We start from the raw sequence: 26060 nt of genomic DNA, 5'->3' as shown, positions 1-26060 counted from the left end.
CCGAATACAGCGTCACGGGTTACCAGAACAGCTCGGTCTGGCCCCGCAGCTTGGCCAGAGCCTCCATGAAGAAGTAGTCTCCATAAATTAAGGAGACATCGATATTGTGCCGGTGCGGCCCATGCCCCGTGCCATGCAGCAGCAGCGCCTCCTCGCTTGGACGGTCCCAAGCGGCGCTTTGCTCATACAGCCGCCGGACCAATTCGGCTCCTTGCCGTCCATAGGCGGCTCCGCCCTCATGAGCTGGGAGCAGCCTGCCCAGCTCAAGCAGGGCGGACGCTGCGCAGGCCGCAGCGGAGGAGTCCTTGGCGCGCAGCGCCCCCTCCGGCAGGCGAAAGTCCCACTCGGGCAGGCCGTCCTCCGGCAGCTGGGCAAGGAAGAAGTTGGAGGCTCGAAGCGATGCCTCCAGATCCGCCTTCCGGCCTGTATAGCTGTAGGAGAGCGCGAAGCCGTACATAGCCCAGGCCGTTCCCCTGGCCCAGGCCGATCCGGGCGCATAGCCCTGACCGCCCAATTCCTCCTGCCGCCCCCCGGTCTCGGGATCGAAGCGAATGATGTGACTGACCGAGCCATCTCCCCGCATAAAGTGCTGAAGCACCGTGTCCGCATGCATCACCGCCGCATGCCGGAAGCGCGGGTCTCCTGTCACTTCTGAAGCCCAGTGGAGCAAGGGAAGATTCATCATACAATCGATAATTGCAATGCCGGCATTGTCCTCACCCTCGGTCCACGGATTCCAGGCCCGTATGTAGCCGCCCTTAACATTCAGCCTGCCGAGCAGCAGGGTCGCCGCCGTCACAGCCCGGCGCCTGGACGCCTCACTTCCGAGCAGCTTATACTGCGCAACGGAAGTGAGACTCCACATAAAGCCCAGGTCGTGATCCAGACGATAAATGTCCCGGAGTGCCGCATCCATCTGTTCCTCACAGCCCTGTGCCCAGAGCTTCCACGGCTCTGCCCTGTCGTCCCGGTATAGCAACCACAGCAGCCCAGGCCAGAAGCCGGCGGTCCACCATCCTGGCGGCTCGCAAACATAGCTGCCCTGCTGTGTGGCATGAGGGAAAGCCGAGCCGATACGCTGGCCAAGCCGGTGCACCTTCTCCCGGCTCCGATCCCAGGCTTCCTGCACCCAGCTGTGCTCCCGCTCTTTGATTACGCTTTCAGAAGACTTCAAATGTTCCCACCCCGTTCATTCAAAGAATGGTTTATCTCACCAGAATTACAATATTTGCCTTACGCACCTATTTTAAGACCCTGACCGCGCTTTGTCAGTCCCTAATGTTCATAGGATAGAAATGTTCATACCGATCAGATTTGTTCACAGGCGCAACCTTAGAAATAGCCAGTAATATAACGGGAGTTCAGTATGAGGTTCATAATTTAGACGATATAATGGTTGCTGTGAAGTAAGCGCTTACCAAATATGAATTATAAGTTATGGGGGGACCTGCTTTGCGTGAATTTCAGCTGTCCAAAAATCGAAAGCTCTATGTCATGATCCTGCTTAGCCTTACGCTATGCATTGTTCTTACTCTTGTGCTGTCCTCTTATATTTATTTTGTGAACTACCAGCGTATCCAGTTGAAACAGGTATACCAGTCTGACTTGAGCGATCTAACCAAAACGAGCAGAGAGATCATCGGAACCACGGAGAGTGCGCAGGCTCTTTCTTTCCAGATTTACAGAAATGCAACGATCTCCAAGCTGATGTTCTATACGAAGCCGTCGGTATATGATACTACGGCTACTATGCTGGAGCTGTCCAATTATTTGAACTCTATGCCCTTTATCGACTCCATCTATATTTACAATGCCAAGAGCAGCCAATACTATGTAGCCTCTGCCAAGGGCGAATCCGGCACGTTTGGACGTTATGAGCTGGAGGATGCCAGCATCGCTGAGGTTCTGGATAATTTCCAGCAATATAAGCCATTCACCCCGATCCCAAGAACGGTACATAATTCAAGACAAGGCAGCTTCGGGGTTTATTCCTATCTGTGCTTTGATGCCATCAGTTCGGATCAGAGCCTGAACTCCGCAGTCGTGGTGAACATCTCAGCAGACTGGATCAACCATAACATGGCGGGAGAAATGGATCCCACGGCAGGCGTCACCTACATCATGGACAATAACGGTAGACTCTTCTCCGGCCCAAACTTAACGCCTTATCCTCTGGATTCTGCATTTCAAACCTATATTAATGAACATGTCCGCGGGCAGGAGACCTCCGGATACCATACCGCCAACCTGAAAGACGCCAAGCACCTAATCACCTATACGGCACCTGATACCTTAGGCTGGCAATATGTTCGCATTACTCCCTACACCTTGGTGATGGAGAAGATCCGCAGCATTCGGACTACAACGCTGATACTTGCCTCTATCATCCTATTGGCCGGTCTCCTTCTGTCTCTCCTTGTCTCACGCGTGCTGTATGGGCCGATCCGCCAAATTATGCGCCAGTCCGAACAGCTTGCCTGTGAGAAGCGGGACAGCCTCTATACGCTCAAGCAGAATTTGCTCCGCGACCTTGTTCAAGGGGTAGGGACGCCTCTAGCGAGGCGAGACCCCGGGCAGCTGAAGCAGGTAGGGATCACCTTTAACTTTCATGCCCCCTATCGGCTGGTACTGCTGCAACTAGATCAAGCGAGCACCTTCAAGCAGACTCACAGCCAGGATGCTCTGCTCTACCAGTTTGCGGTGATGAACATCGCGAGCGAGATTCTCTCACCGGCTTATCATGTCGAGACCGTGGACCTGTCAGATGAAGGGGTCCTCCTCCTGTTAAATCTGAAGGACTCCCTGCTCATCAAGCAGATGGATAACGCCCAGCTGCTTGCCTTGCTGCAGCAAGTACAGCAGGCCGCGTCTGAATACCTGAAGCTTAGCCTGTCCGGTACCTACAGTCCCGTTACAGCTCAAGCCTCGAAGCTGCCTATGCTCCTTAGGGAAGTTAAGCAAGCGGCCCGCCAGCGGTTTTGCCTGGGTCACGGTTCCTTGATTGATGCAGAAGAAGTGCAGGCTGCCTGCTCCGCGAGCTATGTATTTCCACTTGAACAAGAGAAGAGAATGCTGGAGGCGCTGATGAGCGGAAAAGCCTTACCTGCCAAGCAGCTGTTCACAGAAATTATGATGGAAGCCGCACAAAGAGGCTATCCTGCAGCTCAAACGGCAGCTGCCCACCTCGGCTCAACCATTCACTCCGCCCTGATGACCGCCAGGAGAAACAGTCCGCTGGAATTTGAGCTGGACGAGGAGGAGCATCTGCTTCCACAAATGGAGCAGTATGCGACAGCAGCTGAATTTATCGGCGCCTTCCATCGGTTCTTCGATAAGATCATTCACCACCTTGCCGAGAAGCGCGGCAGCAAGCAGGAAGACTTAGTGCGAAGAATTGAGCGGATCATTGAGGAGGACTACACAAATGTGAATTTGTCCGTCAACTGGATTGCCAGCCTCTTAGGCATGTCTCCGGTCTATATCAGCAGAATCTACAAACAGCATACGGCGAGGACGATCATCGACCGGATCGCAGCCACACGCCTGGAGCACGCCAAAAAGCTGCTCATTACAGGCGACAGCTCCATTGCAGAAATTGCAGAGTCTATAGGTTACACCAACAGCTCTTATTTCTACCGGATGTTCAAGAAACACCTCGGCGTCACTCCCACGGAATATCGCCGTTCTCATACCCTCGGCTCCTCCTAAAGAATAGAAATAGGCAAAGCCGAAGCCTACGTGCCTCGGCCTGCCTGTCACTCCCATTAGGGCAAGATGTTAATTCACCCCCTTTTCCTGCACATATTTCAGCCACTGCTCTTTAAAACCCGCCTGTGCTTTCTCCAGCCCTGCTTGCTTGGCCTTCTCCATGAAGTTCCGAACCCCCTCCTCCACATTCTCGATCAAACCGGCCTCAAGGGGATATAAGTACTGCTTCTCCACCTGCTCAAGCGCCGCCCTTTCCGATTGATACGCCGTATAATCCTCGGCAAAGCCTGTGAAGATATCGGGCTTCTGAATTTTGTCCAGCTCGGCAAAAATCTCCTTCACCCGGTCAAATGTCTTGTCAAACAGCATATATTCCGGATTCCGCCAGGCCCATCCGTTCATGCCTTCGCGGGCAAAGCCGTTGGAGTTCTTGTCGCCCAGCATTTTGTAATAACCGTCCTGATCCACTTCGAAGTTCTTGCCTTCAATCCCGTATTCGGTCAGCCAATTGTACTCTTTATCCGTGACCAGCTTCTCGTAGAATGCCAGAGCGCGTTCCGGATTCTTACTGCTCTTCGGCACCGCAAAGCCATTGTGGATCGGATGAACGGGTGATGCAAATCCACGGGTTAGCGGATAAGGATAATACCCCAGCTCCCAATCCGGATGAGTGGTCGCGAGCTTAATCACCGCATCATTAAAGCGGGTCGGATTGTCTCCCAGGATACTGGCTGCTTTGCCACTGGTAAGCTGATCCTGCATCGTATCCTTTTGGTTCAGTACATTTTTCGGGAAGAAGCCCTTCTCCGCCCAGCGCTTGACTGTCTTCAGGTCCTCAATTTGCTCCTCAGAGCCCCAGTAGGAATACACCTCTCCAGGCTGATCATATTTAATGCCGATCCCATAAGGAAGCGGCCCGCCGATGGGGTTGTGGGAAATTTCCCTGAATTGATCCATCAGATTGCGGCTGGGGTCTGAAGTTGTGGCAAGAGCCATCATATCCGGTTCATTTGCCTTGATTCCGTCCATGTAGGCCTCATAGCTGGGAATATCTTTGGGCACCGGCAGATTATACTTCTTCCTTAAATCCTCACGATATACAAAACCGTTGGTGACGTACTCCTTGTAGGTTGCAGGAACGGTATAGGTTTTGCCATCCACCTTTACCGCCTCCCACATGTCCTTCGGCACATACTCATACAGCTTGGGCGAGGCCTTAGGAAGCAGTTCATCCAAGGGCTGGAACGCTCCCTTCTTCGCATAAGACTGGAATCCTGTCCAGTCGGCCGTAAAGATCAGGTCCACCGGCTGTCCGGAGGAAAGCAGCAGCTTGTATTTCTGATCCCAATCCGTCCAGGAGGTGTAGTTAAATTTCACCTTGGCATTTAGGTCACGCTCGGCCAGCTTATTAATTTCCTCTTCAATCACCGGCAGGTCCTTGGGCGCATCGCCCAGCATATAGAACTGCAGCGTAACCTTCTTGGAAATATCGAGTCCGTTATCTGTCGTCTTCCCGCTGGCTCCCGTGGATTCCCCGTCAGCCGATATGGGTGTATTGTTGGCTCCTCCGCAGCCTGTTAGTACACTTGCTGTAAGCAGCACGGCCATGGCTAAGGCCATGAGCCTTCCCGTTCTCTTCCGCATCCTTCGCTCTCTCCTTTTTCGTAAAAAATTTATGAAGCCTGATCGTTCCACGCATCTATCCTTTGACTGCCCCAATCGTTAAGCCCTTTACAAAATAACGCTGCACAAACGGATAAAGGAACAGAATAGGGCCTGTCACCACGATGGCCATCGCCATCTTGGTCGATTCTGTAGGGATGTCGGTTCCCAGAGATACCCCCGAGCCAGCCCCCATCTGATTCACGAACTGCATCGCATTCATCACGTTGTAGAGATAGTATTGAAGCTGGAATTTACTCTGATCGTTAATAAATAAGGATGAGGTGAACCAGTCATTCCAGTAAGCAAGCGCCAGGAACAGGCCGACGGTCGCAATACCCGGCATAGACAGCTGGAGCACGATCCTATAATAAATCCGAAAGTCCCCCGCCCCATCGATCTTGGCAGACTCAATAAGCTCTTCAGGAACGGCCGATCGGATAAAATTCTTCATAAGGATCACCAGAAAGGGTGTCATCAGCCCTGGCAAAATCAGCACGGCATACGTATCGGTCAACTGCAGATATTTGGTGATCATGATGTACCAGGGAACCAGGCCGCCGCCAAAGAGCGTGGTGAAGTAAATATAGAAGGAAAATACATTGCGGTATTTAAAATCCTTGCGCTGCAGCACATAGCCTGCCATGGTAATCAGAAACAGGCCGCCAAGCGTTCCCAGCACCGTGGTCATAATAGTAACCCCATAAGCTCTCAGCACCTGCTCAGGAAAGCGGAATACCATCCTGTAGCCTTCCAGGGACCAGGCCTGGGGCAGAAGATGATAACCGTCCCGAACGATGGATTCATTCTGCGTCAGTGAAGCGGATATAATCAGCAGGAACGGGAACAGGCATAGGAGTGCAATGAGCGTGATGATCAGGTAGGCCCCCACCTGAAAGGACCTGTAGTACTTCTCTTGCTTCACCTTCATCGTCTCCCTCCTCTAGAATAGAGCGTATTCATCATTGATTCTGCGGATGATGTAATTCACGGTCATAATCAGAATAAACCCGAACATGGATTGGTACAGCCCTGCGGCCGTAGCCATCCCGATATCAAACGTAACCTTCAGGGAACGGTATACATACGTATCCAGAATATCTGTGGCGTTATACAGCACCCCGTTATTCCCGATCAGTTGGTAGAACAGGTCGAACTGCCCTTTCATGATCGAACCGAGAGCGAACAGGAGCAGCATCACGAACGTATTTTTCAGCATGGGCAGCGTAATGTACCAAATTCGCTGAAAGATATTGGCCCCGTCCATTTTGGCCGCCTCATAATATTCATCACTGATCCCTGTAATGGAGGCCAGGTAGATGACCATGCTGTAGCCGAGATTTTTCCATAGATAAAATAGAATGATCAGGATCACCCAAATCCAGGGCGTGTTGTATACGTCGATAGGGTTCATGCTCAGCTGTTTTAGTGCCGTATTCAGGAATCCGCTTTCATAATTGAACAGATTGTAAGCAATGACGCTAAGGATTACAAAAGAAATGAAATAAGGCAGGAACATTACGGACTGTGTCAGCTTCTTAAACCACTTTACCCTCAGCTCGCTAAGCAGGACCGCACAGGCAATTGCTAGCACATTGCCGAGCACAATGAAAGCCGCATTATATCCGAGTGTATTCATCGTCAGCTTCATCAGCACGCCGGAGGTCCATAAATACTTGAAATTCTCAAATCCCACGAAGGGACTGTCGAACAAGCCGGTGTTGAAGTCAAAGCGGGTAAAAGCGTAGTAAATGCCGACCATAGGAAAGTAGCTGTTCACGAGAAAAAACAACAGTGCCGGCAGCAGCATCAGGAACATGACCCGGTTGGTCACCAGCTCATGCAGAAAGCCCTTCTTCTTCATGGCCCAGTCTTCATCTCCCTTCTATTCAATTTTGGGATAACCCCAAGACCTGTGAGCAGCGGCCGCTCTCTCTTGTCTTTAAGTCAAAGTATAAGAGCAGGGCCGGTTCCTCAGATAGTGAAGCTTTCCAAGCTTCCTGAACATAACTGCGCTATTCACACGTGTACATTTCTGACTTCTATGCATTTTCTTGATTTCTTACAAAAAAGAACCGCCCCGTAGAAGCGAGGCTTGTGAGCCTCTTCGGGACGATTCTTATTCGATTCTTATTCATATACGATTCTTATGGATAATTCCTACTTTTTCTTGCCTGGATCAATATCCTTCGGATTCAGCCCTTTCCAGATATTAGGGATGTCTACCTGTTCGGGATGCTCGAAAACAAGGAACGCTGTTGGCAGATAACGCTCTCCATACTCCGAGGATGGCTTGTTCACAATCTCATTATCCTTCACCAGTACAGATGAGGAACCGCCATCCAGATTGGCCGCAATGACCGCTCCCCGCTCCAGCAAAATATTCTGCATATCATACAGATTCGCTCCGATGCTGTAGCCCGGCTGTCTGCCGTCGATGACAACGAACAGAATCGCTCCATCGGCACGCTGGCCCATAGCTGTGCGAGGGGCAATGCCCCAGCCCTCTTTGGCATTTCGGATCAAGCCTTTGCCGTTCACAATCAGCCGGGGCTGGAAGGTAACCGCCTCCTGCACCTTCATCTTGCTCAGCTCATTGAGCGTATAATGACCGGCAATCATCTTCCCATCCTTATCAATGCCCACAATCTGGGTCGATTCCTTATTCCCAAGTCCGTTATAGTACAGCTTGCCTTGAGAAATCACCACACCGATCGGCTTAAAGCCGTTGCCCTTCCAGTTCGGATCGGCAAACCCGCCGCCATTAACTCCAGCAATCGCGCCAAGCCGCTTGACCATGCTCGACACCTTCTCTCCCTTGCCGCGCTTACCCGGCACGCCAAGCCGGATCTTGGTCGGATCGTTCACGGTCATGACATAGCCGTGATAACCGCTTCCGGAAACCTCCTCAATCTCCACCAGTTGCTTGGGAGCGCTTGTCTTGGTCGTTGCCGGGCGAGTGATCGTATGGGTATCCTTCTCTTCCCCCATCTGTTCGAACCGGGCATTATATTCAGCCACCCGCTTCTTCAGCTCTTCCTCACCGATAATATATTTCGCCCAGTGTCTGTGCTGGGTTGTAATCAAGGTATCTGCGGCCAGATAGCGCATATTCTCACCTGACGGAGTGAAGAACAGCCATACCGCTCCGATGGCTCCGAGCACCATCAAGGTCATGAACATTCGGAATACAAAGCGCAGAAATCCGCGTTTTTTCTTTTTCTTCTTCCTCTTCTTCGAACTGTTCCTTTGGACTGTATTCCGTGCAGGCAATGATCTTGGTTCCATCACTGTTTCCTTTCCTCCAGTTAATTCGGACAGAATTCTTGTGGATTCGTCATATAACTCCATAGTAGACGAAAAGACGCTGGGGAAAGTTTCAAATTTTTCATCTACGCTTCGGGCCCGTTGTAAAGCCAGAATATTTGGACGATAATCTATAGGGTAAGGTTAAAGTCATTATCGAAGGAGGCCGCTTTATGGGTAGCATCTTAATCAAGAACGCCGAAATCATCACCATGAATCAGGCCGAGGAAATCCTTATAGGGGATTTATGGATTGAGAATGATATCATACGTGAAATCGGACCGGATCTGCTTCCTGATCAAGTCGATCAAGTGATCGACGCCACAGGCCGTACTGTTATCCCCGGCTTTATTCAGACACATATCCATCTGTGCCAGACACTCTTCCGCGGCAAAGCGGATGACCTTGAGCTGATGGATTGGCTGCGCAAGCGAATCTGGCCGCTCGAAGCCGCTCATGATGAGGAGTCGATCTACTACTCAGCGCTTCTCGGCATCGGTGAGCTGATTCAGAGCGGGACCACTACGATCGTAGATATGGAGACCGTAAAGCATACCGATTCTGCGTTCCAGGCTATCGCCCAAAGCGGTATCCGTGCGCTCTCCGGCAAAGTTATGATGGACCAGAAGGGCGGAGATACCCCGGCCGTCATGCAGGAGGATACTGCCGCTTCCCTGCAGGAAAGTGTAGATTTGCTGGAGAAGTGGCACGACTATGACAATGGGCGAATCCGGTATGCCTTCTCCCCGCGCTTTGTCGTATCCTGTACAGAGCAGCTCTTAACAGAGGTTCGTGACCTATCTGCCAAATACAATGTAATGGTACATACCCATGCTTCGGAGAACCGTGGTGAAATTGAAATCGTGCAGGCGAACACAGGAATGCGGAATATTGTCTATCTGGATCATATCGGGCTAGCTAACGACCGGCTCATTCTCGCCCACTGCATCTGGCTAGATGATGAAGAGAAGCGAATTCTGCGCGACCGGGGCGTACATGTCAGTCACTGCCCGGGGTCCAATCTGAAGCTGGCTTCAGGAATCGCCGATACACCGGGACTGCTTGACTGGAATGTCTCCCTCAGCCTGGGTGCTGACGGCGCTCCCTGCAACAACAATCTCGATATGTTCAATGAGATGAGACTGGCTGCACTGATTCAGAAGCCGCACCACGGCCCAACCGCCATGGATGCCAAGACCGTGTTCAGAATGGCTACGATTGGCGGCGCCAAGGCCGTCGGCATGGAGGACCAGATCGGTAGTCTCGAGGTTGGCAAGAAGGCGGATCTCGCCATCCTGAATCTGTACAACTTCCACACTTTCCCTTCCTTTGATGTCGATCCGATCTCCCGCATTGTCTATTCCGCTACGCGGGCGGATGTGGAGACGACAATCATCGGCGGGCAAGTTGTCATGCAGGGCGGCATCATGAAGACCCTGGACAAAGACACGGTTCTGCGGGAATCTGACCATTCGATTCGCAGACTGCTGAAGCGAAGCGCCATCTCGTAAGTCTCGCTTTTTTAGCAGCATTCAAAGCAGAAAAACACCTTCTCCTAAGCCTTTATTGAGCTGAAAGAGAAGGTGTTTCTTGTCATGGCTGTCTTTTGCGGTTAGACCGAAAGATGAGATTGGTGATCGTATCGCATACCAGGCTGGAGAGTACGGCTGTGATAAGTACAGCGATAAGTGCCTTCCACAACTTTACAGATGAATAATATTGAGCGTATAAATCGTCAGGAAAATAGCGAAAAAAAGCAGATAGTCCCGTTTTCGAAAACGAATGATAGATCACGCTCCTGCTACTTTCTTTTGCCCCATTGTAACATAGTGGAAAACGGACGGGATATTGCGGTCTATATAAATAAAACATAGGGTTAATGCCCCCCTGAAGATCCCAAACCGATCCGGTTAACCAGTGTCCGACTCTCTTCGTTCATGCCCACAATTTCAGCTCTTTTGCCGGCCTGCTTGTACTTCTGCAGCACCTTAGAAATGCCATTCACAGCCGACTGGTCCCATATATGGGATTTGGAGAAGTCGATGATGACATGCTCCGGGTCCTCTTCATAATTGAATTCCTTAATGAAATGATGCATCGTTCCGAAGAACATTTGACCTGATACTGTATAGGTCTTCGCGGATTCTGTAGTCGTCGCTACGGTGCGGATTCGGGCCATTTTCCAAGCAAAAATCAAAGCGCTGAGGAGCACCCCGGCCAATACACCGAGCGAGAGGTTATCGGTTGCCACAACGATCACGACCGTCACCAGCATGACGAGCGTCTCGGCCAGCGGAATGCGGTGAATGCTCCGCAGCGACCCCCAGTCGAAGGTGCCCACGCAGACCATAATCATTACGCCTACGAGTGCCGCCATCGGAATTTGTTTAACAATATCGCCCAGCAGAACAATCAATATGAGCAGGAAGACGCCCGCAACTAAGGTGGATAAGCGTGTGCGCCCGCCGGATTTAATATTGATCATCGACTGGCCGATCATGGCACAGCCCCCCATGCCCCCGAAGAAGCCCGTAACGATGTTAGCGAGGCCTTGTCCCTTCATCTCACGGTTCTTGTTGCTATCCGTTCCTGTCAGATCGTCGATCAAGGTAGCTGTCATTAGCGATTCCATAATTCCGACCACTGCCATGGACAAGGAGTAAGGAAAAATAATAACCAATGTGTCCCAAGTAAACGGAATGCTCGGAATGTGGAACACGGGAAGATCCCGTGTCAACGCTCCCATATCCCCGACGGTCTTTACATCCAGGTGCATGGATATGGACAGAATGGACACCAGAATAATAGCTACCAGACCTGCTGGAACTGCTGTGGTTAGCTTGGGCAGCACATACATAATAACCAGTGTCAGACCTACCAGGGCGTACATCACCCAGCTCTGGCCTTTGAAGTGAACCAGCTGGGCCATAAAGACCAAGATTGCCAGCGCGTTGACGAACCCGGTCATCACCGGCTGAGGCACAAACGTAATGAACCTGCCCAGCTTCAAAGCGCCCAGAATAATCTGCAGAATCCCGGCCAGAACGGCGGCCGCAAACAAATACTCCACGCCATACTGCCCCACCAGCTTGGTGACTAGCAGTGCAATCGCTCCAGTCGCCGCAGAGATCATGCCCGGTCTTCCCCCGGCAAAGGCAATCACGACAGCCATCGTGAACGACGCATAAAGCCCGGCCATCGGACTTACCCCCGCTACAATCGAGAAGGCGATCGCTTCTGGAATCAGCGCCAGCGCTACGGTCATCCCGGATAATACGTCACTGCGTACATTCGAGAACCAGCCCATTTTCAGTTGTTGTACATTCAAAGCAAGTAATCCCCCTTAAATTTAAGCACTACAAATAGTGGCACTACAAACAAAATTTTCCGCTCAGTTAAGTAAATAGGTGGTGAACATGAAGTTCATCTTATACTCTGCGGCTTTTCCCTCCGGAAAAGCCAGGGCCCGGTGCAACGCTCATGAAGAGAATTATAGCTGAGAAGAGGCTGAGTGAACAAAGCTCATATACTAGCATGTAAGCGTTTATAGTCCAGTTTATCTTCCAATATCGGCCTTACGGGGTCATTCCTGCTTTTAAGACCGTCCGCCACTGGCAGGTGTAGAAGCAGGATTTGACCGAGCTGATCGAACACCTAAGGGCAGGGTGAGCGCATTTAGGCTTGAAACCCAGCCGCTTTAAGCCACAAAGCAGCCAGCCGTCCGAATAACCGGACGGCTGGCTGCTTCTTATAATATATGAACCCTGCACTTCTTTACTTCTTAGGAATAAAGCTGTTCCGGCTTTGATACAAGGTGTCATGACTCATGTCTTTCTCGTCCTGCTCTTTGTCCAAGCCCGTATAAGGCTCCTCGCCAGACACAGCTGGATGGCCAGTGCGATTCACCCTCGCTTCTTCACGCTTCACCGAATCCTTCACCTGCTCGGTCTCTTGAATCTTGCGCTTATGGGCTTCCACCTCGCCGGTGACTACCGTATGCTTGTTCACGTCCACCTGCTCTTCACGAACCGGAATACGAATGGTCTCGTTCTGTCCGATTGGAGCATCCGACTCCCGGTTTTGAACAGCCTTGCGTTCAATCACAACCTCTTCGCGAGTTACCGGAACGTTGATCGTCTTCTCTTCCTCAACAACTTCCTTATGAAGCTCTACCTCACCGGTCTTGATGCTGTTCTTGGAGACGTCCAGCTGCTCTTCCTTCAGCTGAAGCTTCCCTGACTGGTCCGCGGCCTCCGTACCCACCACGGGCTTGGCACTCGCGGCCAATTCTGCATCGTCATGATAATACTGGGTGTTCAGAGCACCTGCTGAGCGGAAGATTCCGTAGATGTCCTGACTGCGGCTTGTATCCGCCTCAACCAGCACCAGGATTCGGCCCGCATTCACACTCTCATCATAATCTCTTGCCTCTTCTTCCGGGATACCCAGGCCAACCAAGCCGCCTACGAGGCCGCCTGTTCCTGCGCCTACCGCCGCGCCTGTCAAGGTAGCCGCAATAGGACCTGCGGCGACAATGGGACCGATGCCGGGGATCGCCAGGGCGCCAATACCGGCGAGAAGACCGGCAAGGCCTCCTAGCACGCCGCCTGTTGCCGCGCCGGAGGCTACGCCTTCCGGTGCTTTAGTTCCTGTCTCTTCATGCAGTGCTTTCACATCTCTGCGGTCTTTCGCCACGACGGAGATATCCTCTGTCCGAAAACCTTGGTTCTTCAACTCTTCGATCGCGCGGGAAGCTGCATTCTCTGATTCAAATACGCCAACTATTTTCTGATTCATGATGATTACCTCCTTGATGTCATCTTGGCACATTGCATCTTTACCCTGTGTGCGCAGAATTCAAACGTTGTCTGCTATATAAAAAGATCAATGTAAAACTTTAGTTCAATCTATATAACTATAGGCCGACCCTTTGTTATTCCGTAAACATATAGAATGCATAATCGGTCGGAACCCCTGGATGGCCGGACTGGCGCAGCATGGCCGTTAGATTTCCCCGATGATAGGTTCCATGGTTCATAACATGCTGAACCATATCTGCAATTGAAGCCTTTGCAGAACCAGACTTTGGATGCGTAATCATGATTTGTTTTTCAGCATCGCAGGTGGACAGAAACTGCCTGTAGCTGTCCGCGATCCCTGCATATCGCTGTTCCATACTTTCCAGGCTAGCTCCCTTACATTCTTGGAGCGAACTCATGAGCAGTGCTCTTGCCTCCTCAAATGAGCTTCCCTTCATAACGCCGAGCCACATTACATCCACCGCATAAATATGTGATACCAATAAGCTGACCGAAGGGAACACACTGGTGACTTCATGGTCCCATACCTCTTCTGGCAGCTTTCTCAAATGCGCAAACACAAGCTGATTGGCCCAAACATGGTACTCGTACAGGCGCTTTGTCTGATAGTTCATGTTCATACTCATAGATAAGACCCGCTCCCTATTAAGAAATAAATAAGCCTGCTTATGCTTAAAGCTATATGTGTTCAATCAGTGTGTGAAGCTGGAAATTTACTCTCGTTTATTTCAATAGAACCGGCTGGGAATCCTGCCCAAATGTAAAATACCCCCTGAGTCTATACTCAGAGGGGATCTATATAGAATGAACTAAAGTTTTACATTGAATTTTCTGTTATCACGGCCTAATACTGTCCTATAACGTTCACTTCTTTAGTTCATTCTATATATCTGCTTACATTATTTAACCGTGACAACCGGGCAAGCCGCATGCTGAATGACAGCGTGGCTGACAGAGCCGAGAAGCATTTCCGAGACCAGACTCATGCCTCTCGTCCCCATAACGATGAGGTCTGCCTGCTCGGCAGCGGCCGTCTCACAGATCAGCTTGGCCGGATCTCCGTGCTTCATCAGACTCTTCCGGCGATTCTCCGGAATCTCCTTCAGCAGCTCCTGAACCGGCTCCATAATATGACGCCCTTCTTCCTCCAAACGGGCATCTACATCCACGCCAAGCGGCGGTTCATTGAAGGACAGCTCGGGATTGACATGAAGGACCAGAATGCTTGCAGGTTCTTTGAACTGATCAGCCATGGTCTTGGCCGTGCGCAGCGCATGCAGCGCGTGATCCGAGCCATCCACAGGCACCAGAATACGTGTAAACATACGGCATTACCTCCTTGACTTGAGATTAGTGGCTTTCAATCTTAATGTCACGCAAATGACGGCCTCGAGCGACAAGAACGACTACCGCTAACAGAACCATGATTGCCCCGAAGAGGAACGGGGATTCTGCGGTGTACCACTCGGACAATTTCCCGGCCAGCCATGGAGAAGCCGCGCCACCAAGGAAACGGACAAAACTGTAGGCGGCCGAAGCCGTTGACCGTTCTACCGGAGCTGCCTGCATGACTGCTGTGGTAATGAGGGTATTATTAATACCGAGGAAGATCCCGGCAACAATAACCGCCACAATCACGACCTTCGGAGAGTCGTTCATCGTTCCCAGTGCCATTACGCCCAGATCAAGGGCAAATAGGACAAGCATCCAGGAGATAGAAGGAACGAGATTGAACCGTTTTTGAATTTTTGGAGCCACGAATACCGATGTTATTGCCAGGAGAATCCCCCATCCGAAGAACACATAACCTAGACCGTGCTCATCCAGCTTCATCACATAAGGCGAATAAGCCATCAAGGTAAAGAAACCAAAGTTATACAAGAAAGCAACAATCCCCAAAGTCAGCAGGGACGGATAAGACAGAGCCTTGAACGGATCGGCAAGCGAGGTGCGCTTCTTCGCCTTAGGCACTGCGGGCAGCACAAACAGGATAAAGAGAAAGCCGATCAGCATCAGGACACTTACGCCAAAGAAAGGGCCGCGCCATGAGATGGAGCCAAGTTCACCGCCAAGCAAAGGCCCAACAGAGATACCGAGGCCCAAGGCCGCCTCATAAAGTATGATCGCCTTAGCGGTTCCCGAGGTTGAGAAGCCTACAATGGCCGACAAGGCTGTAGCGATAAACAGCGCATTCCCAAGTCCCCAGCCTGCGCGATAGCCAACGATCTCGCCGATGGTACTTGAGGCGCCGCCAAGTGCGGAGAAAGCGACTATCAAGATAATGCCTGACAGCAGCGTCCATTTCACTCCGATGCGGCTGGATACTACTCCTGTAATCAGCATGGCAATACCGGTCACAAGATTGTAGCTTGTAAACAACAGCGACACCTGGCTCTTGCTGGCATGCAGCTGCTCAGCAATCGCCGGCAGAATCGGATCGACAAGTCCGAGTCCCATAAATGAAATTACACATGCAAAAGCGACAGCCCAAACCGCTTTAGGCTGTGACATGATCCCGGAGCGCTTCTTGAGCTCTTCCCCGGTAAAGGATGATTCTGACTTCATAAGGGTGTAACCTCCACTGTGATTTGTTGTACTTCAGATTGCCGGAAGGAAATCATAGATTGACCAAGCTTTGCTTGACCGCTACAGACGTGCAAGCCCTGTGCGTACCCTTTGCTGAAGCTCCTCCAGTTCGGATTGGAACTTTCGGATGTTCTGAGCCTTCTGCTCCAGCAAGTCGAGTTGCTCGGTCAAGGTCACATCCATCTCAGCAAGCTTAACCTTGCGCTCTTCATCGGTCAGCCGGTCCGTATGCTCCCTGTAATGCCGCCGCTGTCCGCGAAGGGCTTCAGCCGCTTCAACATAGTGCTGAAGTTCCTGCAGGGAGAATCCCAGCAAATCCCGTGCGCTGATGATCTTCTTCAGGTAGTCTATATCGCTTGGCGTATAGAGCCTGGTTCCGCCTTCACTGCGCTGCGGGGAAGGCATAAGCCCGATCTCCTCGTAGTAGCGGATGGTTCGCTTGGTCAGCCCTGTCTCACGGGCAACCTCATCAATTTTGTAATGCATGAACCCAATATCCCCTTCCAAAGGATATGTAACTTTTTATATTATATTATTTATATAAACTTAACGTCAACGTTATATTTTCAGCAATTTTCATAAATTAAACACTCTTACAGAAAAGAGGATCGCCCTTTTCAGGACAATCCTCTTGTTTACGCTTATTTTTAACGGGGTCTTAACTTCTTATTCAAATCGCTCTACAACTACCTTGCCGATCATAGCTCCTGTCTCCACCAGCTCATGAGCCTTCCGCAGGGTTTCCGCATGAATCGGGGCCAAACGCTTGGTCAGTGTGGTACGAAGCTTGCCTGCATCCACCCATTCGGCCACCTTATTTAGCAAATGATGCTGCTCGATCATGTCGGCTGTTTCATACTTGGCCCGCGTGAACATCGTCTCCCATACAAAAGCGGCACTCTTCATTTTGAGCGGGAGCAGATTCAGCGGCGTATCCGTCTCCACGATGGAACAGATTTTACCCTGAGGAGCGATAGCCTCCATCATTTGCTCCCAATGCTGATCCGTCTCATTAAGACACAGAATATAGTCGACGGAAGAAAAGCCCTGCTCCTGAAGCTGCGGCACAAATGGCTTATAGTGGCTTATAATATGCTGTGCTCCATAAGATTTCGCCCACTCCGCCGATTCCTGGCGGGAAGCCGTGCCAATGACGGTTAAGCCGGCTCGTCTCGCGATCTGCACAGCGATGGAGCCTACGCCGCCTGCAGCGCCGATGATAAGCACTGTCTTCCCGGCGTTCTCTGCCGGATCATGCGACACGCCCAGCCGGTCAAACAGCGATTCCCAGGCGGTAATCGCGGTCAAAGGCAAAGCTGCCGCTTCAGCAAAATCAAGCGATTTCGGTTTGTAGCCAACAATTCGTTCATCCACCAGGTGGAATTCACTGTTGCCTCCCGGGCGGGTAATGCTCCCGGCATAGTATACCTCATCCCCCGGGCGAAACAGTGTCACACTCTCGCCGACCTCTTCCACCACGCCTGCAACATCCCAGCCCAGCACTTTAGGGGCAGACTCGACTCGATCCTTCGGTGATCTAACCTTTACGTCGACCGGATTGACCGATACGGCTTTAACCCGTACAAGCAGATCGCGTCCCTGAGGTACAGGCTTCTCCAATGTAAGGTCCAGCAGGCTGTCCTTTTCTTGAATGGGGAGATATTTTTGTAATCCAACTGCTTTCATCATGTTCATGCTGCTCACTCCTTCTATATATTCTTCATGGAATATCCAAATTATAGTCGTTAAGTTCCGAAGAAGTAAGTACGCACAATTATGTTATGTAGTATCTATTTATATACTTAAAGCTAGCCTGAAGCTTGGAGCTATATAATAAAGACCGCTATCCTTGGAAGGATCGCGGTCTTCATATCTATGAACTATTCAGTTCTTAATGCTGAACCTTAACACGCTTCACGAAGAAGGACACGACCAGGCCGACAATCGCCACGATCATGGCAAAGACGAAGGCATCCTGAACCCCTGCTGTGAAAGCTGCAGGAAGATTCGCTGGGTCCAGCGGATTCTTAACACCTTCCATGAAATGCTTAGATCCGGAAGACAGAATGCTGACCGCAAGCGCCGTGCCGATCGCACCGGCTACCTGCTGCAGTGTATTCATAATAGCTGTACCGTCCGGGTAGTATTCACGCGGAAGCTGGTTCAGGCCATTGGTCTGGGCAGGCATCATGATCATCGAGATTCCGATCATGAGGCAGCTGTGCAGGACAATAATTAAGGCAACGGATGAAGCCACCGTAATGCTTGAGAAGAACCAGAGCACAACGGCTACCACCAGCAGACCTGGAATAACAAGCCACTTAGGTCCGAATTTATCGAACAGCCGTCCCATAATTGGGGACATAATCCCATTGATAATTCCCCCTGGCAGGAGCATCAAACCTGCATAGAAGGGAGACTTGCCCAGTCCCTGCTGCAGGAACATCGGCAGGATCAGCATGGAGGACAGAATCACCATCATACAGATGAACACCATGATAAGGCCAAGGGTGAACATCGGATATTTGAATGCGCGAAGATTAATCATCGGCTGCTTCATCTTCACCTGACGAATTCCGAACAGAATTAGAGCGACTACACCGATGGCCAGCGCGACGATGACACGCGGGCTGCTCCAGCCTCCTTCTCCTTCTCCCGCGCTGCTGAAGCCAAATACAATACCGCCAAAGCCTAGCGAAGAGAGGACAATCGACAAAATGTCAATTTTGGGCTTAGTGACCGTAGATACGTTCTGCATGAACAAAGTGCCGAAGATGAGAGCAAGGATCAAGAACGGCAGGGATAACCAGAAGATCCAGTGCCAGCTGAGGTTCTCAATGAGCAAGCCAGCAATCGTTGGGCCCACAGCCGGGGCCACCATAATTACAAGGCCGATCATGCCCATCGCCGCTCCTCGTTTTTCCGGAGGGAAAATCACGAGAATCGTGTTAAACATCAAAGGCAGCAGCAGACCTGTACCAATCGCCTGAACCACCCGTGCGACCATCAGCATTTCGAAGCTTGGCGCAAGCGCAGCGATCGCTGTCCCGATAATCGAACAGCTAACTGCGGCAATAAACAGCTGTCTTGTAGTAAACCATTGCAACAACAGTCCCGATACGGGAACGAGAATCCCCAAGGTTAACAGATACCCGGTTGTAAGCCACTGGGCGGTGGCTGGGGTGATGTGAAGCACCTCCATCAAATCAGTCAATGCTACATTTAGCGCGGTCTCACTGAACATGCCAATAAAACCGCTGAGCAGCAAGGATACGAGAATCGGCATCACTTTGAAATTACGATTCTCCTGCCTCGCACCCTGTGAATCCATATGCATCGTTGCTTCCACTTTCCATCCTCCTATTATTTATCTCTATATTTATGATTTACTTGCTTCACTTCAAATCATATTTCTGCCTTGGGCGCTTTAATGCCTAATCAGAAGATACAGATAATTCGAAGCCTTCATCAGCGGCTCTTTATCCCTTTTTGTCAAAGCGATAATAAGGGCGCCTTCCAGCATCGAAACAATAAGCATCCCGATGTCCTTAGCTCTAGCGGACTCCATCCCTTCCCTGATTAAAGCTTCGGAGAATAGGCTCACCCACTCTGCAAACACCGATTGACAAGCTTCCCTAAGCGCTTCGCTAATACTCGAAGTCTCCACAGCCAACCAGAAGCTGAAGGGGGTAAAGCCCTTGTACTCGGACTCCTCCGTATCTTTGATCAAGTTGCTGATAAACAGCTGGATCGCCTCTGCACAGTTATCGGTACTCTTGAGACTCTCTCTGATCTTACCGGTCACAATTTGATTGTTATGATGAATACACTCCAGCGCAAGCCCCTCTTTCCCATCCGGGAAATAATAGTAAAGCGAGCCCTTGGGGGAGTGGCTTTCCTTGATAATCTGGTTCAGACCGGTTCCTGCATACCCTTGGCAAAAGAAAAGGCGCGATGCTGTCTCCACAATCATTTCTCGCGAGTTCGCCTTCTCAGTCATAGCCTCCCTCCTCAATTATAACAATCGGTCTATATATTATAGCGGATAAAGTGTGATAAAAGTCAATGTATTTTTCAGAAATAAACATATGAATTTACAATACGGTGTTTTATAAAAAAAGACCCGCAGGCAGCCTGCAGGTCATCTTGGCATATATTTCAGAGATTTGACTCCTCGGTCAAAGCGGATGCATTTTCCGTAGGTACAGTTGTAGTGGGTGTTGTGGTTTCATTCACTGGTGCCGTTGTATCCGCTGCTTGTGCTTGGGTCTTGTCTCCAGGCTCATAAATCACCACAGATTGGCTTACCGGCTCCCACTTCACTACAGAGCCCAGTGCTTCCCCGATAAAACGCATAGGTATCATTGTAAGCCCCTTTTTAGCAGAGGCAGGGACCTTGAGTTTCGTCTCTTTACCATTCACATAAGCTGTCTTGCTGTCCACGACAAGCTTAAGACTCACTCCATTCTTCGATACAGTTACGGTCTTATCTTTCGGATTCCAGGTCACCTTGGCATCCAGCGCCTCAGCTACGGTCCGAAGAGGAACAAGCGTGCTGCCTTCCTCTGCTACTGGAGCAGCATCAGGATAAGCCTCGCCATTCACGAACAGCTTTGGTTCCGAAGTGTCTCCCGCCTCCTGCTCCAATTCACCCAGCTTCTTGTAGCTGTCCAGATCGCTTGGATCGGCCTGAATCACTTCCTCTTGAACCGCAGCGGCTTCTTCCGGGCTGCCGCTTTCCGACAGCATGTCCGCCGCCTTCTTCATAGCTTCCTTGGAGTCCAGCAGTGCCTTAAGCTCCTCGATCTTCTCTGGGGTCAGCTTTGCTTCATATTTCGTAAGCAGCAGGTTGGCCAGCACCGCTCCTGCCGGTTTATCTTTGACATTCTCGATGGCCTTCAGCAGCCCCCGGTATCCGTTATGTCCCTTATCCTTCTTATAGACCGCATCCGTAACCGTTGTAGGCTCGGTCGAGCCAGGGTTAGTGGCTTTCGCCGAATCTGGAACCTCAGTGGCCTCTTTGCTTTTAGGCCCCTCCGTGCTTTCTTTAGCTGGCTTTTCTACCGCTTTCTCGGTTTTCTTAGAATCCACCGCTTTACCGCCCTTATCCTTGGAGGCGGCCTCGGCATCTTTAGTGGTGCTCACATTTCCATTTCCGTTTCCCTTACCATTCCCGTTATTCCCTGGCTTAGCTGCGGCTGAGCCCGCCGACAGACTGGCAACCAGAATACAAGTGAGCAGAATTGACCCTGCTTTTCTCATGCTGTATATTCCCCCTTATGGTTGGCGGCGGCAAGTTAGCCACCGATTAAGAAATATAACGGCATTCTGCAGGGCTTTATTTATAGACAAAATAGTTGAAAAATATCCCAGTCTCCTTATTCAGCTTTCCCGCTTCAGTACTTTGCTGTTTGCTACGAATAGGGCACCTACTAGCACCAGAATGGCGATCGACCACCAGAAGGTATCCTGGGCATGATCATGATTGATGATCATCAGGCGGATAATCGCAGTGATGCCTATATAGATAAAGTAACGCAGCGGAAAGTGAAAGTCGGTCTTAAAGTACTTCACGATGAGCGCAATGAATTCGAAATAAAGAAAGAACACCAGCAGTTCCTCCGTGAATTCATAATAGGTCAGCTTAGTCCCCGTCTCGATGAAAATGTAGGAGAAGATGCTCCAGGTCTCTTTTAGCAGAAAGAAGCTCAGAATAAACCCGACCAACATAAGGGATACGTTCAGGATCATCTGCAGGGCATCAGCTACCCGCTCAATGTAATTAAATTCTCTCTTCCTCAATTTCGTCTCCACTCCAATCATCTCCTGATTCCGGTCCCCCGGTAATTCTTATTTATCTATTTTCACCATTTTATCCGCCAGCCAGGCCAAAAACAAACGCGGGCATACACCAAGCAGGATAGCTGCATAACAAAGAGCCCCCCCCACTGGCAAGCACGGACAGGCCGCAGCTGCTAAAAGGGCGAGGCTTTTGGATTTTTATAGGAGAAAAAAAGGTTAGGAAGAATATAGTTTATTTCTTAATCTTAAGTCCCATGGCCTGTGCAATCTTCGTGAAAATTTCTGTATTCTCATAGGTCCCGGTAAACAGCTCCGCATGGCTGCCCATAGCCGTTACAGGAATATCGACCGCAGTATGGCCGGACGTTGTCCAATCCACTATGAACTGCTCCTTGGAGCCTGCAATGGCAAAGGGACCATCTTCCTTGGAGATGCCGTCCCCGGACTCATCCTTGTCATCCACATTCTCGATGGAGAAACCGCCTGTCTCATGGTCAGCCAGTACCAGCACGAGGGTGTCCGGATTTTTCTTGGCAAAATCCTTGGCAACCTTCACCGCTTTATCCAGCTCTTGACCGGCTTTAATCGTAAGCTTGGCATTGTTCTGGTGCGCCATCTCATCGGTTCCCTCTTCTTCAACCACCAGGAAGAACCCGTTCTTGTTCGTAGAAAGCGTGCTGATTGCCTTCTTCGTCATGTCCGCAAGGGGAACCACCGGATTGTACAGGTCGCCTTCACCCTCAGGATTGGCTTGGAACATCTCTTCATTGGCGAACAGTCCCAGCAGCTTGCTGCCTTTGGCATTCTGAAGCTCTGTCTTGCTCTTCGCATAAGTATAGCCAAGCTTCTTGGCTTTCTCGATCAGATTGCCCTGCGTTCCCTTGCTCTTCTCAGATGGGTCTTCGGCAGGCTCATCTTTGAAAGCACCCGGCGTACCTGCTGGAAGCCAGAAATCCTCGCCCCCGCCCAGAATGACGTCGACCTTGCTCTTCGTCAAATACTGAAGGGCGATGTCGCTTTGCGCAGACCGGTTCTCCACATGGGCAGCAAATGCCGCTCCCGTCGCATCCGTAACCTGGCTTGTCGTTACGATCCCTGTCGCCTTCTTGGCATCCTTCGCATACTCCAGAATGGTTTTGACCGGCTTCTTGTTAGCATCCATGCCAATCGCTCCGTTATAGGTCTTCACACCGCTGGCATAGGCGGTAGCGGACGCCGCAGAGTCTGTTACCGCAGAAGTTGAGCTTGTATGTACGCGCCCTGTGTATGGCATATCATCCATGGCAAGCTTGCCTTTTACGCCTACCGTGGCAAGGCGAATGGCATCCCGTTGGGCCGTGCCCATCCCATCACCTACGAACAAAATGACATTCTTCGCCTTCTTCGGTGCAGCTGATGCTTGCGAGGACAAAATGCCGGCAGACACAAGCGCCGCTGCGGCGGACAATGCGAGCACCTTCTTAAATCTATTCCGAGTTTGTCGTTTCATATGAACCTCCAAGTCCCCTAGATTTTTGTAATTCGTCCTAACTTTAGACCTGCTGTGTTAAATCCAATCCATAGAGTTGTAAAACTCAGATTAAATATAATTGTTGTTTACAATCACGACCTGCTGGATTATACTCAAAACAATAAAAGTGAGTACTCACTCATTTTGTATAGAAAGGAAATTGATCTTATGTCCAACAACTCTCCTGTGATCCATGCAGCGCAGATCAGCAAGAAGTTTGGAGCCAAGACCGTGCTTCAAGACATATCGCTTCAGGTGCCCTCCGCCCAAACGTTCGGTCTGCTTGGCCCTTCGGGTTCGGGAAAAACAACGCTGGTCAAGATTCTTACCGGCATCGATCAAGCCACCTCCGGCTCTGTTCAAGTGCTCGGCATGACGGTTCCCAGCCTGCCCGTTCTAAGGCAAATCGGCTATATGGCCCAGTCTGATGCCATGTACATGGAGCTTAGTGCCAAGGAAAACCTGGAGTTTTTTGCAGCATTATATGGACTAAGAGGCCACAAGCGCAAACAGAGAATTCAAGAAGTGATGGAGATTGTCGCACTGGAAGAGCACCTTCATAAGAAGGTTGCTGCCTTCTCGGGAGGAATGAAGCGCCGGCTATCCCTGGCGGTAGCGCTGCTTCATGAACCGCCCCTGCTGGTTCTGGACGAACCAACGGTAGGCATAGACCCCTTGCTGCGGCAATCCATCTGGCGCAATTTGAAGGAGCTTAATACACAGGGCACTTCCATTCTGCTGACCACCCATGTCATGGATGAAGCCGAGAAATGTGATCAGCTGGGCATGATCCGCGATGGACGCTTGCTGGCTGTCGGGACGCCTGCTGATCTAATGAATCAAACCGGCTCCTCTACGATGGAAGAAGCCTTTCTATTTTATGGAGGTGACCGTTCATGAAGATCATGGCCCTGGTGCTGCGCATCTTAAGACAGTTTCTGAGAGACAAGCGAACTCTGGCACTCATGCTGATTGCCCCCCTGTTTGTACTCACCTTAATGAGCCTCGTGTTTGGCGGTAAAGCCTATCATCCTCATCTAGGCACGATAGGCGAACTGAATGGGCTTAGCAGTGTAATCCAAGAAGAGAGTGCTTCACTCACCACGTATCCTAATCTTGAGCAGGCCGAGGCCGCACTGGAGAACCGCGAGATCGACGCTGTGATTTCTATGAAGAGCGACCGCTCTCTCTTCGTGAAGCTTGAAGGCAGCGAGGGATCTGTGAACCGGGCCGTGCTTCAGCTCCTGCAAAAAATGATGTCCACCCTGCATCCAACAGCAGCGGCTGAGCCGGAGATTACCTATCTGCACGGGTCGGCCGATATGACCAGCCTCGATCAATTCGGACCGATTCTGATTGGCTTCTTCGTCTTCTTCTTCGTCTTTCTCGTGGCCGGAGTCGCCTTCCTTCGGGAAAGAACAAGCGGTACGCTGGAACGCCTGTTGTCTACCCCTCTGCGCCGATGGGAAATCGTCATGGGTTATGTTGCCGGCTTCGGCATCTTCACCATCGTTCAAGCCCTGCTGATCTCCTGGTACAGCATCCAGGTGCTCGGCATCATGATGGAAGGGGCCTTCTGGCTTGTACTCCTGCTTACCCTGCTGATGTCTTTGACCGCCTTGACCCTAGGAACCTTATTGTCGGCCTATGCGGATAACGAGCTCCAAATGATTCAGTTCATTCCGATTATCATCGTGCCCCAGCTGTTCCTGTCCGGACTGTTTCCGCTGGAGACCCTCCCCGGCTGGCTGAGGGCGCTTGGCAAAATCATGCCTTTGCCTTACGGGGCCCAAGGGATGAGCGATGTGATGCTGCGCGGAAAAGGCTGGAGCGCCATTGCAGGGGATGTATATATCCTGCTCGCTTTCTCCCTGGTATTCATGATTCTTAACATTCTTGCACTCAAAAAATACCGCAAAATTTAACCCCCCGTCTCCCTCTGTGATAAAATGATCCCAGTAGATGCTTGATCACGGGAGGACTTAAATCATGGCCCAGCATGAGCCGGTAGAAGAATGGCTTCAAGAGCTGCTCAATATGGATGAGGAGCACAAAATGACCGCGAAGCAGCTGAAGATTATCGAGGCTGCCGTCGAGGTGTTCTCCGAGAAAGGCTATTCCGCTGCATCCACCAGCGAGATTGCCCAGAAGGCAGGAGTTGCAGAAGGGACCATTTTTCGGCATTACAAGACCAAGAAGGACTTGCTCTTATCCATTACCTTTCCTTTAATGAGCAAGCTGGTCGGACCCTTTATCCTGAATAACTTCAATGAGGTGCTCATGAAGGACTATCCTACCTTCGAGGAGTTTCTTCGCGCGGTGCTGCATAACCGGCTGCAATTTGCGCGCAAGCACCTGAAGATCATCAAGATTTTGCTGCAGGAAATCCCTTTTCAGCCCGTACTTCGCGAGCAATTTATTGAGAACGTGGGCAGCAAGGTGCTGGGACGGATGCAGGAGATCATTACACATTTTCAGGAAAAAGGGGAGCTTATCCCCGTTCCCACGCTAACGGCGGTGCGCTTTACCGCCTCCTCCGTCCTCGGGCTGTTCATCGTCCACTTGCTGCTCATGCCTGAGAAGCCTTGGGATGAGGAGCAGGAGATCGAGCAGACCATCCGGCTGATCATGAACGGCATGGCAGCAGAAAAAGGATCATAAGCAGC

The 26060-nt window shown here is 50.9% G+C and carries 22 protein-coding genes; 5 read left to right on the top strand and 17 right to left on the bottom strand.

Annotated elements, in window-relative coordinates; all coding sequences use genetic code 11:
• Positions 1 to 19: 19 nt before the first annotated feature.
• Entirely contained in the window at positions 20 to 1174 is a 1155-nt protein-coding gene (locus DCC85_RS03110) for a glycoside hydrolase family 88 protein (RefSeq protein WP_234414318.1), read from the bottom strand.
• Positions 1175 to 1452: 278 nt separating this feature from the next.
• Between DCC85_RS03110 and DCC85_RS03105 the strand changes: the two genes are divergently transcribed.
• Complete coding sequence (locus tag DCC85_RS03105; protein ID WP_159081762.1) at positions 1453 to 3708, top strand: helix-turn-helix domain-containing protein; 2256 nt, start codon at positions 1453 to 1455, stop codon at positions 3706 to 3708.
• A gap of 69 nt (positions 3709 to 3777) precedes the next feature.
• Here DCC85_RS03105 and DCC85_RS03100 read toward each other — a convergent pair whose 3' ends face one another.
• The 4 genes from DCC85_RS03100 to DCC85_RS03085 form a co-directional block, all read right to left on the bottom strand.
• Positions 3778 to 5352 carry an ABC transporter substrate-binding protein gene (locus DCC85_RS03100; RefSeq protein WP_108464258.1) on the bottom strand — a complete coding sequence of 525 codons (1575 nt, stop codon included), beginning with the start codon at positions 5350 to 5352 and terminating at the stop codon, positions 3778 to 3780.
• A 55-nt stretch (positions 5353 to 5407) separates the two neighbouring features.
• Positions 5408 to 6301: a carbohydrate ABC transporter permease gene (locus tag DCC85_RS03095; protein ID WP_108464257.1), complete on the bottom strand. Its 894-nt coding sequence runs from the start codon at positions 6299 to 6301 to the stop codon at positions 5408 to 5410.
• A gap of 12 nt (positions 6302 to 6313) precedes the next feature.
• Complete coding sequence (locus tag DCC85_RS03090; protein WP_108464256.1) at positions 6314 to 7234, bottom strand: ABC transporter permease; 921 nt, start codon at positions 7232 to 7234, stop codon at positions 6314 to 6316.
• Positions 7235 to 7530: 296 nt separating this feature from the next.
• Complete coding sequence (locus DCC85_RS03085; RefSeq protein WP_108464255.1) at positions 7531 to 8658, bottom strand: phosphodiester glycosidase family protein; 1128 nt, start codon at positions 8656 to 8658, stop codon at positions 7531 to 7533.
• 191 nt (positions 8659 to 8849) lie between these two features.
• Between DCC85_RS03085 and DCC85_RS03080 the strand changes: the two genes are divergently transcribed.
• Positions 8850 to 10187 (top strand): 5'-deoxyadenosine deaminase, encoded by a 1338-nt coding sequence (locus tag DCC85_RS03080; RefSeq protein WP_108464254.1) that lies wholly within the window; start codon positions 8850 to 8852, stop codon positions 10185 to 10187.
• Positions 10188 to 10552: 365 nt separating this feature from the next.
• Here DCC85_RS03080 and DCC85_RS03075 read toward each other — a convergent pair whose 3' ends face one another.
• The 12 genes from DCC85_RS03075 to DCC85_RS03020 all read right to left on the bottom strand — a co-directional run bounded on the left by DCC85_RS03075 (position 10553) and on the right by DCC85_RS03020 (position 23373).
• Positions 10553 to 12004, bottom strand: a complete 1452-nt coding sequence (locus DCC85_RS03075) for a SulP family inorganic anion transporter (RefSeq protein ID WP_442789516.1) — start codon at positions 12002 to 12004, stop codon at positions 10553 to 10555.
• Positions 12005 to 12450: 446 nt separating this feature from the next.
• Positions 12451 to 13473 carry a YsnF/AvaK domain-containing protein gene (locus tag DCC85_RS03070; RefSeq protein WP_108464253.1) on the bottom strand — a complete coding sequence of 341 codons (1023 nt, stop codon included), beginning with the start codon at positions 13471 to 13473 and terminating at the stop codon, positions 12451 to 12453.
• A 136-nt stretch (positions 13474 to 13609) separates the two neighbouring features.
• Complete coding sequence (locus DCC85_RS03065; RefSeq protein WP_108464252.1) at positions 13610 to 14122, bottom strand: DinB family protein; 513 nt, start codon at positions 14120 to 14122, stop codon at positions 13610 to 13612.
• A gap of 273 nt (positions 14123 to 14395) precedes the next feature.
• A complete protein-coding gene (locus DCC85_RS03060; RefSeq protein WP_108464251.1) occupies positions 14396 to 14821 on the bottom strand; it encodes a universal stress protein in 426 nt (141 codons plus the stop codon).
• A 25-nt stretch (positions 14822 to 14846) separates the two neighbouring features.
• Positions 14847 to 16061, bottom strand: a complete 1215-nt coding sequence (locus tag DCC85_RS03055) for an MFS transporter (protein ID WP_108464250.1) — start codon at positions 16059 to 16061, stop codon at positions 14847 to 14849.
• 81 nt (positions 16062 to 16142) lie between these two features.
• Positions 16143 to 16568 (bottom strand): MerR family transcriptional regulator, encoded by a 426-nt coding sequence (locus tag DCC85_RS03050; protein WP_108464249.1) that lies wholly within the window; start codon positions 16566 to 16568, stop codon positions 16143 to 16145.
• Between the two features lie 180 nt (positions 16569 to 16748).
• Positions 16749 to 17777, bottom strand: a complete 1029-nt coding sequence (locus DCC85_RS03045) for a zinc-binding alcohol dehydrogenase family protein (protein WP_108464248.1) — start codon at positions 17775 to 17777, stop codon at positions 16749 to 16751.
• 196 nt (positions 17778 to 17973) lie between these two features.
• Positions 17974 to 19413 carry a lincomycin efflux MFS transporter Lmr(B) gene (lmr(B), locus tag DCC85_RS03040; protein ID WP_108467691.1) on the bottom strand — a complete coding sequence of 480 codons (1440 nt, stop codon included), beginning with the start codon at positions 19411 to 19413 and terminating at the stop codon, positions 17974 to 17976.
• Positions 19414 to 19509: 96 nt separating this feature from the next.
• The gene (locus DCC85_RS03035) at positions 19510 to 20082 is read right to left on the bottom strand and encodes a TetR/AcrR family transcriptional regulator (RefSeq protein WP_108464247.1); all 573 of its coding nucleotides are present in this window, start codon (positions 20080 to 20082) and stop codon (positions 19510 to 19512) included.
• Positions 20083 to 20240: 158 nt separating this feature from the next.
• On the bottom strand, positions 20241 to 21344 hold the full coding sequence (locus DCC85_RS03030) for a copper amine oxidase N-terminal domain-containing protein (protein ID WP_108464246.1): 1104 nt from the start codon (positions 21342 to 21344) through the stop codon (positions 20241 to 20243).
• 120 nt (positions 21345 to 21464) lie between these two features.
• Entirely contained in the window at positions 21465 to 21896 is a 432-nt protein-coding gene (gene psiE, locus DCC85_RS03025; protein WP_325048399.1) for a phosphate-starvation-inducible protein PsiE, read from the bottom strand.
• A 220-nt stretch (positions 21897 to 22116) separates the two neighbouring features.
• Positions 22117 to 23373: an alkaline phosphatase gene (locus DCC85_RS03020; protein ID WP_108464244.1), complete on the bottom strand. Its 1257-nt coding sequence runs from the start codon at positions 23371 to 23373 to the stop codon at positions 22117 to 22119.
• Positions 23374 to 23562: 189 nt separating this feature from the next.
• Here DCC85_RS03020 and DCC85_RS03015 point away from each other — a divergent pair, with 189 nt between their 5' ends.
• The 3 genes from DCC85_RS03015 to DCC85_RS03005 all read left to right on the top strand — a co-directional run bounded on the left by DCC85_RS03015 (position 23563) and on the right by DCC85_RS03005 (position 26055).
• The gene (locus DCC85_RS03015) at positions 23563 to 24294 is read left to right on the top strand and encodes an ABC transporter ATP-binding protein (protein ID WP_108464243.1); all 732 of its coding nucleotides are present in this window, start codon (positions 23563 to 23565) and stop codon (positions 24292 to 24294) included.
• Complete coding sequence (locus DCC85_RS03010) at positions 24291 to 25319, top strand: ABC transporter permease (protein ID WP_108464242.1); 1029 nt, start codon at positions 24291 to 24293, stop codon at positions 25317 to 25319. Before DCC85_RS03015 ends, DCC85_RS03010 begins: the two co-directional genes overlap by 4 nt.
• A gap of 64 nt (positions 25320 to 25383) precedes the next feature.
• A complete protein-coding gene (locus tag DCC85_RS03005; protein ID WP_108464241.1) occupies positions 25384 to 26055 on the top strand; it encodes a TetR/AcrR family transcriptional regulator in 672 nt (223 codons plus the stop codon).
• Positions 26056 to 26060 lie beyond the last annotated feature (5 nt).

This window comes from Paenibacillus sp. CAA11 (assembly GCF_003060825.1).
Classification (GTDB): Bacteria; Bacillota; Bacilli; order Paenibacillales; family Paenibacillaceae; genus Fontibacillus.
Note: the sequence above shows the minus strand (reverse complement) of the source record. Positions and strands in the feature narration are given on the sequence as shown.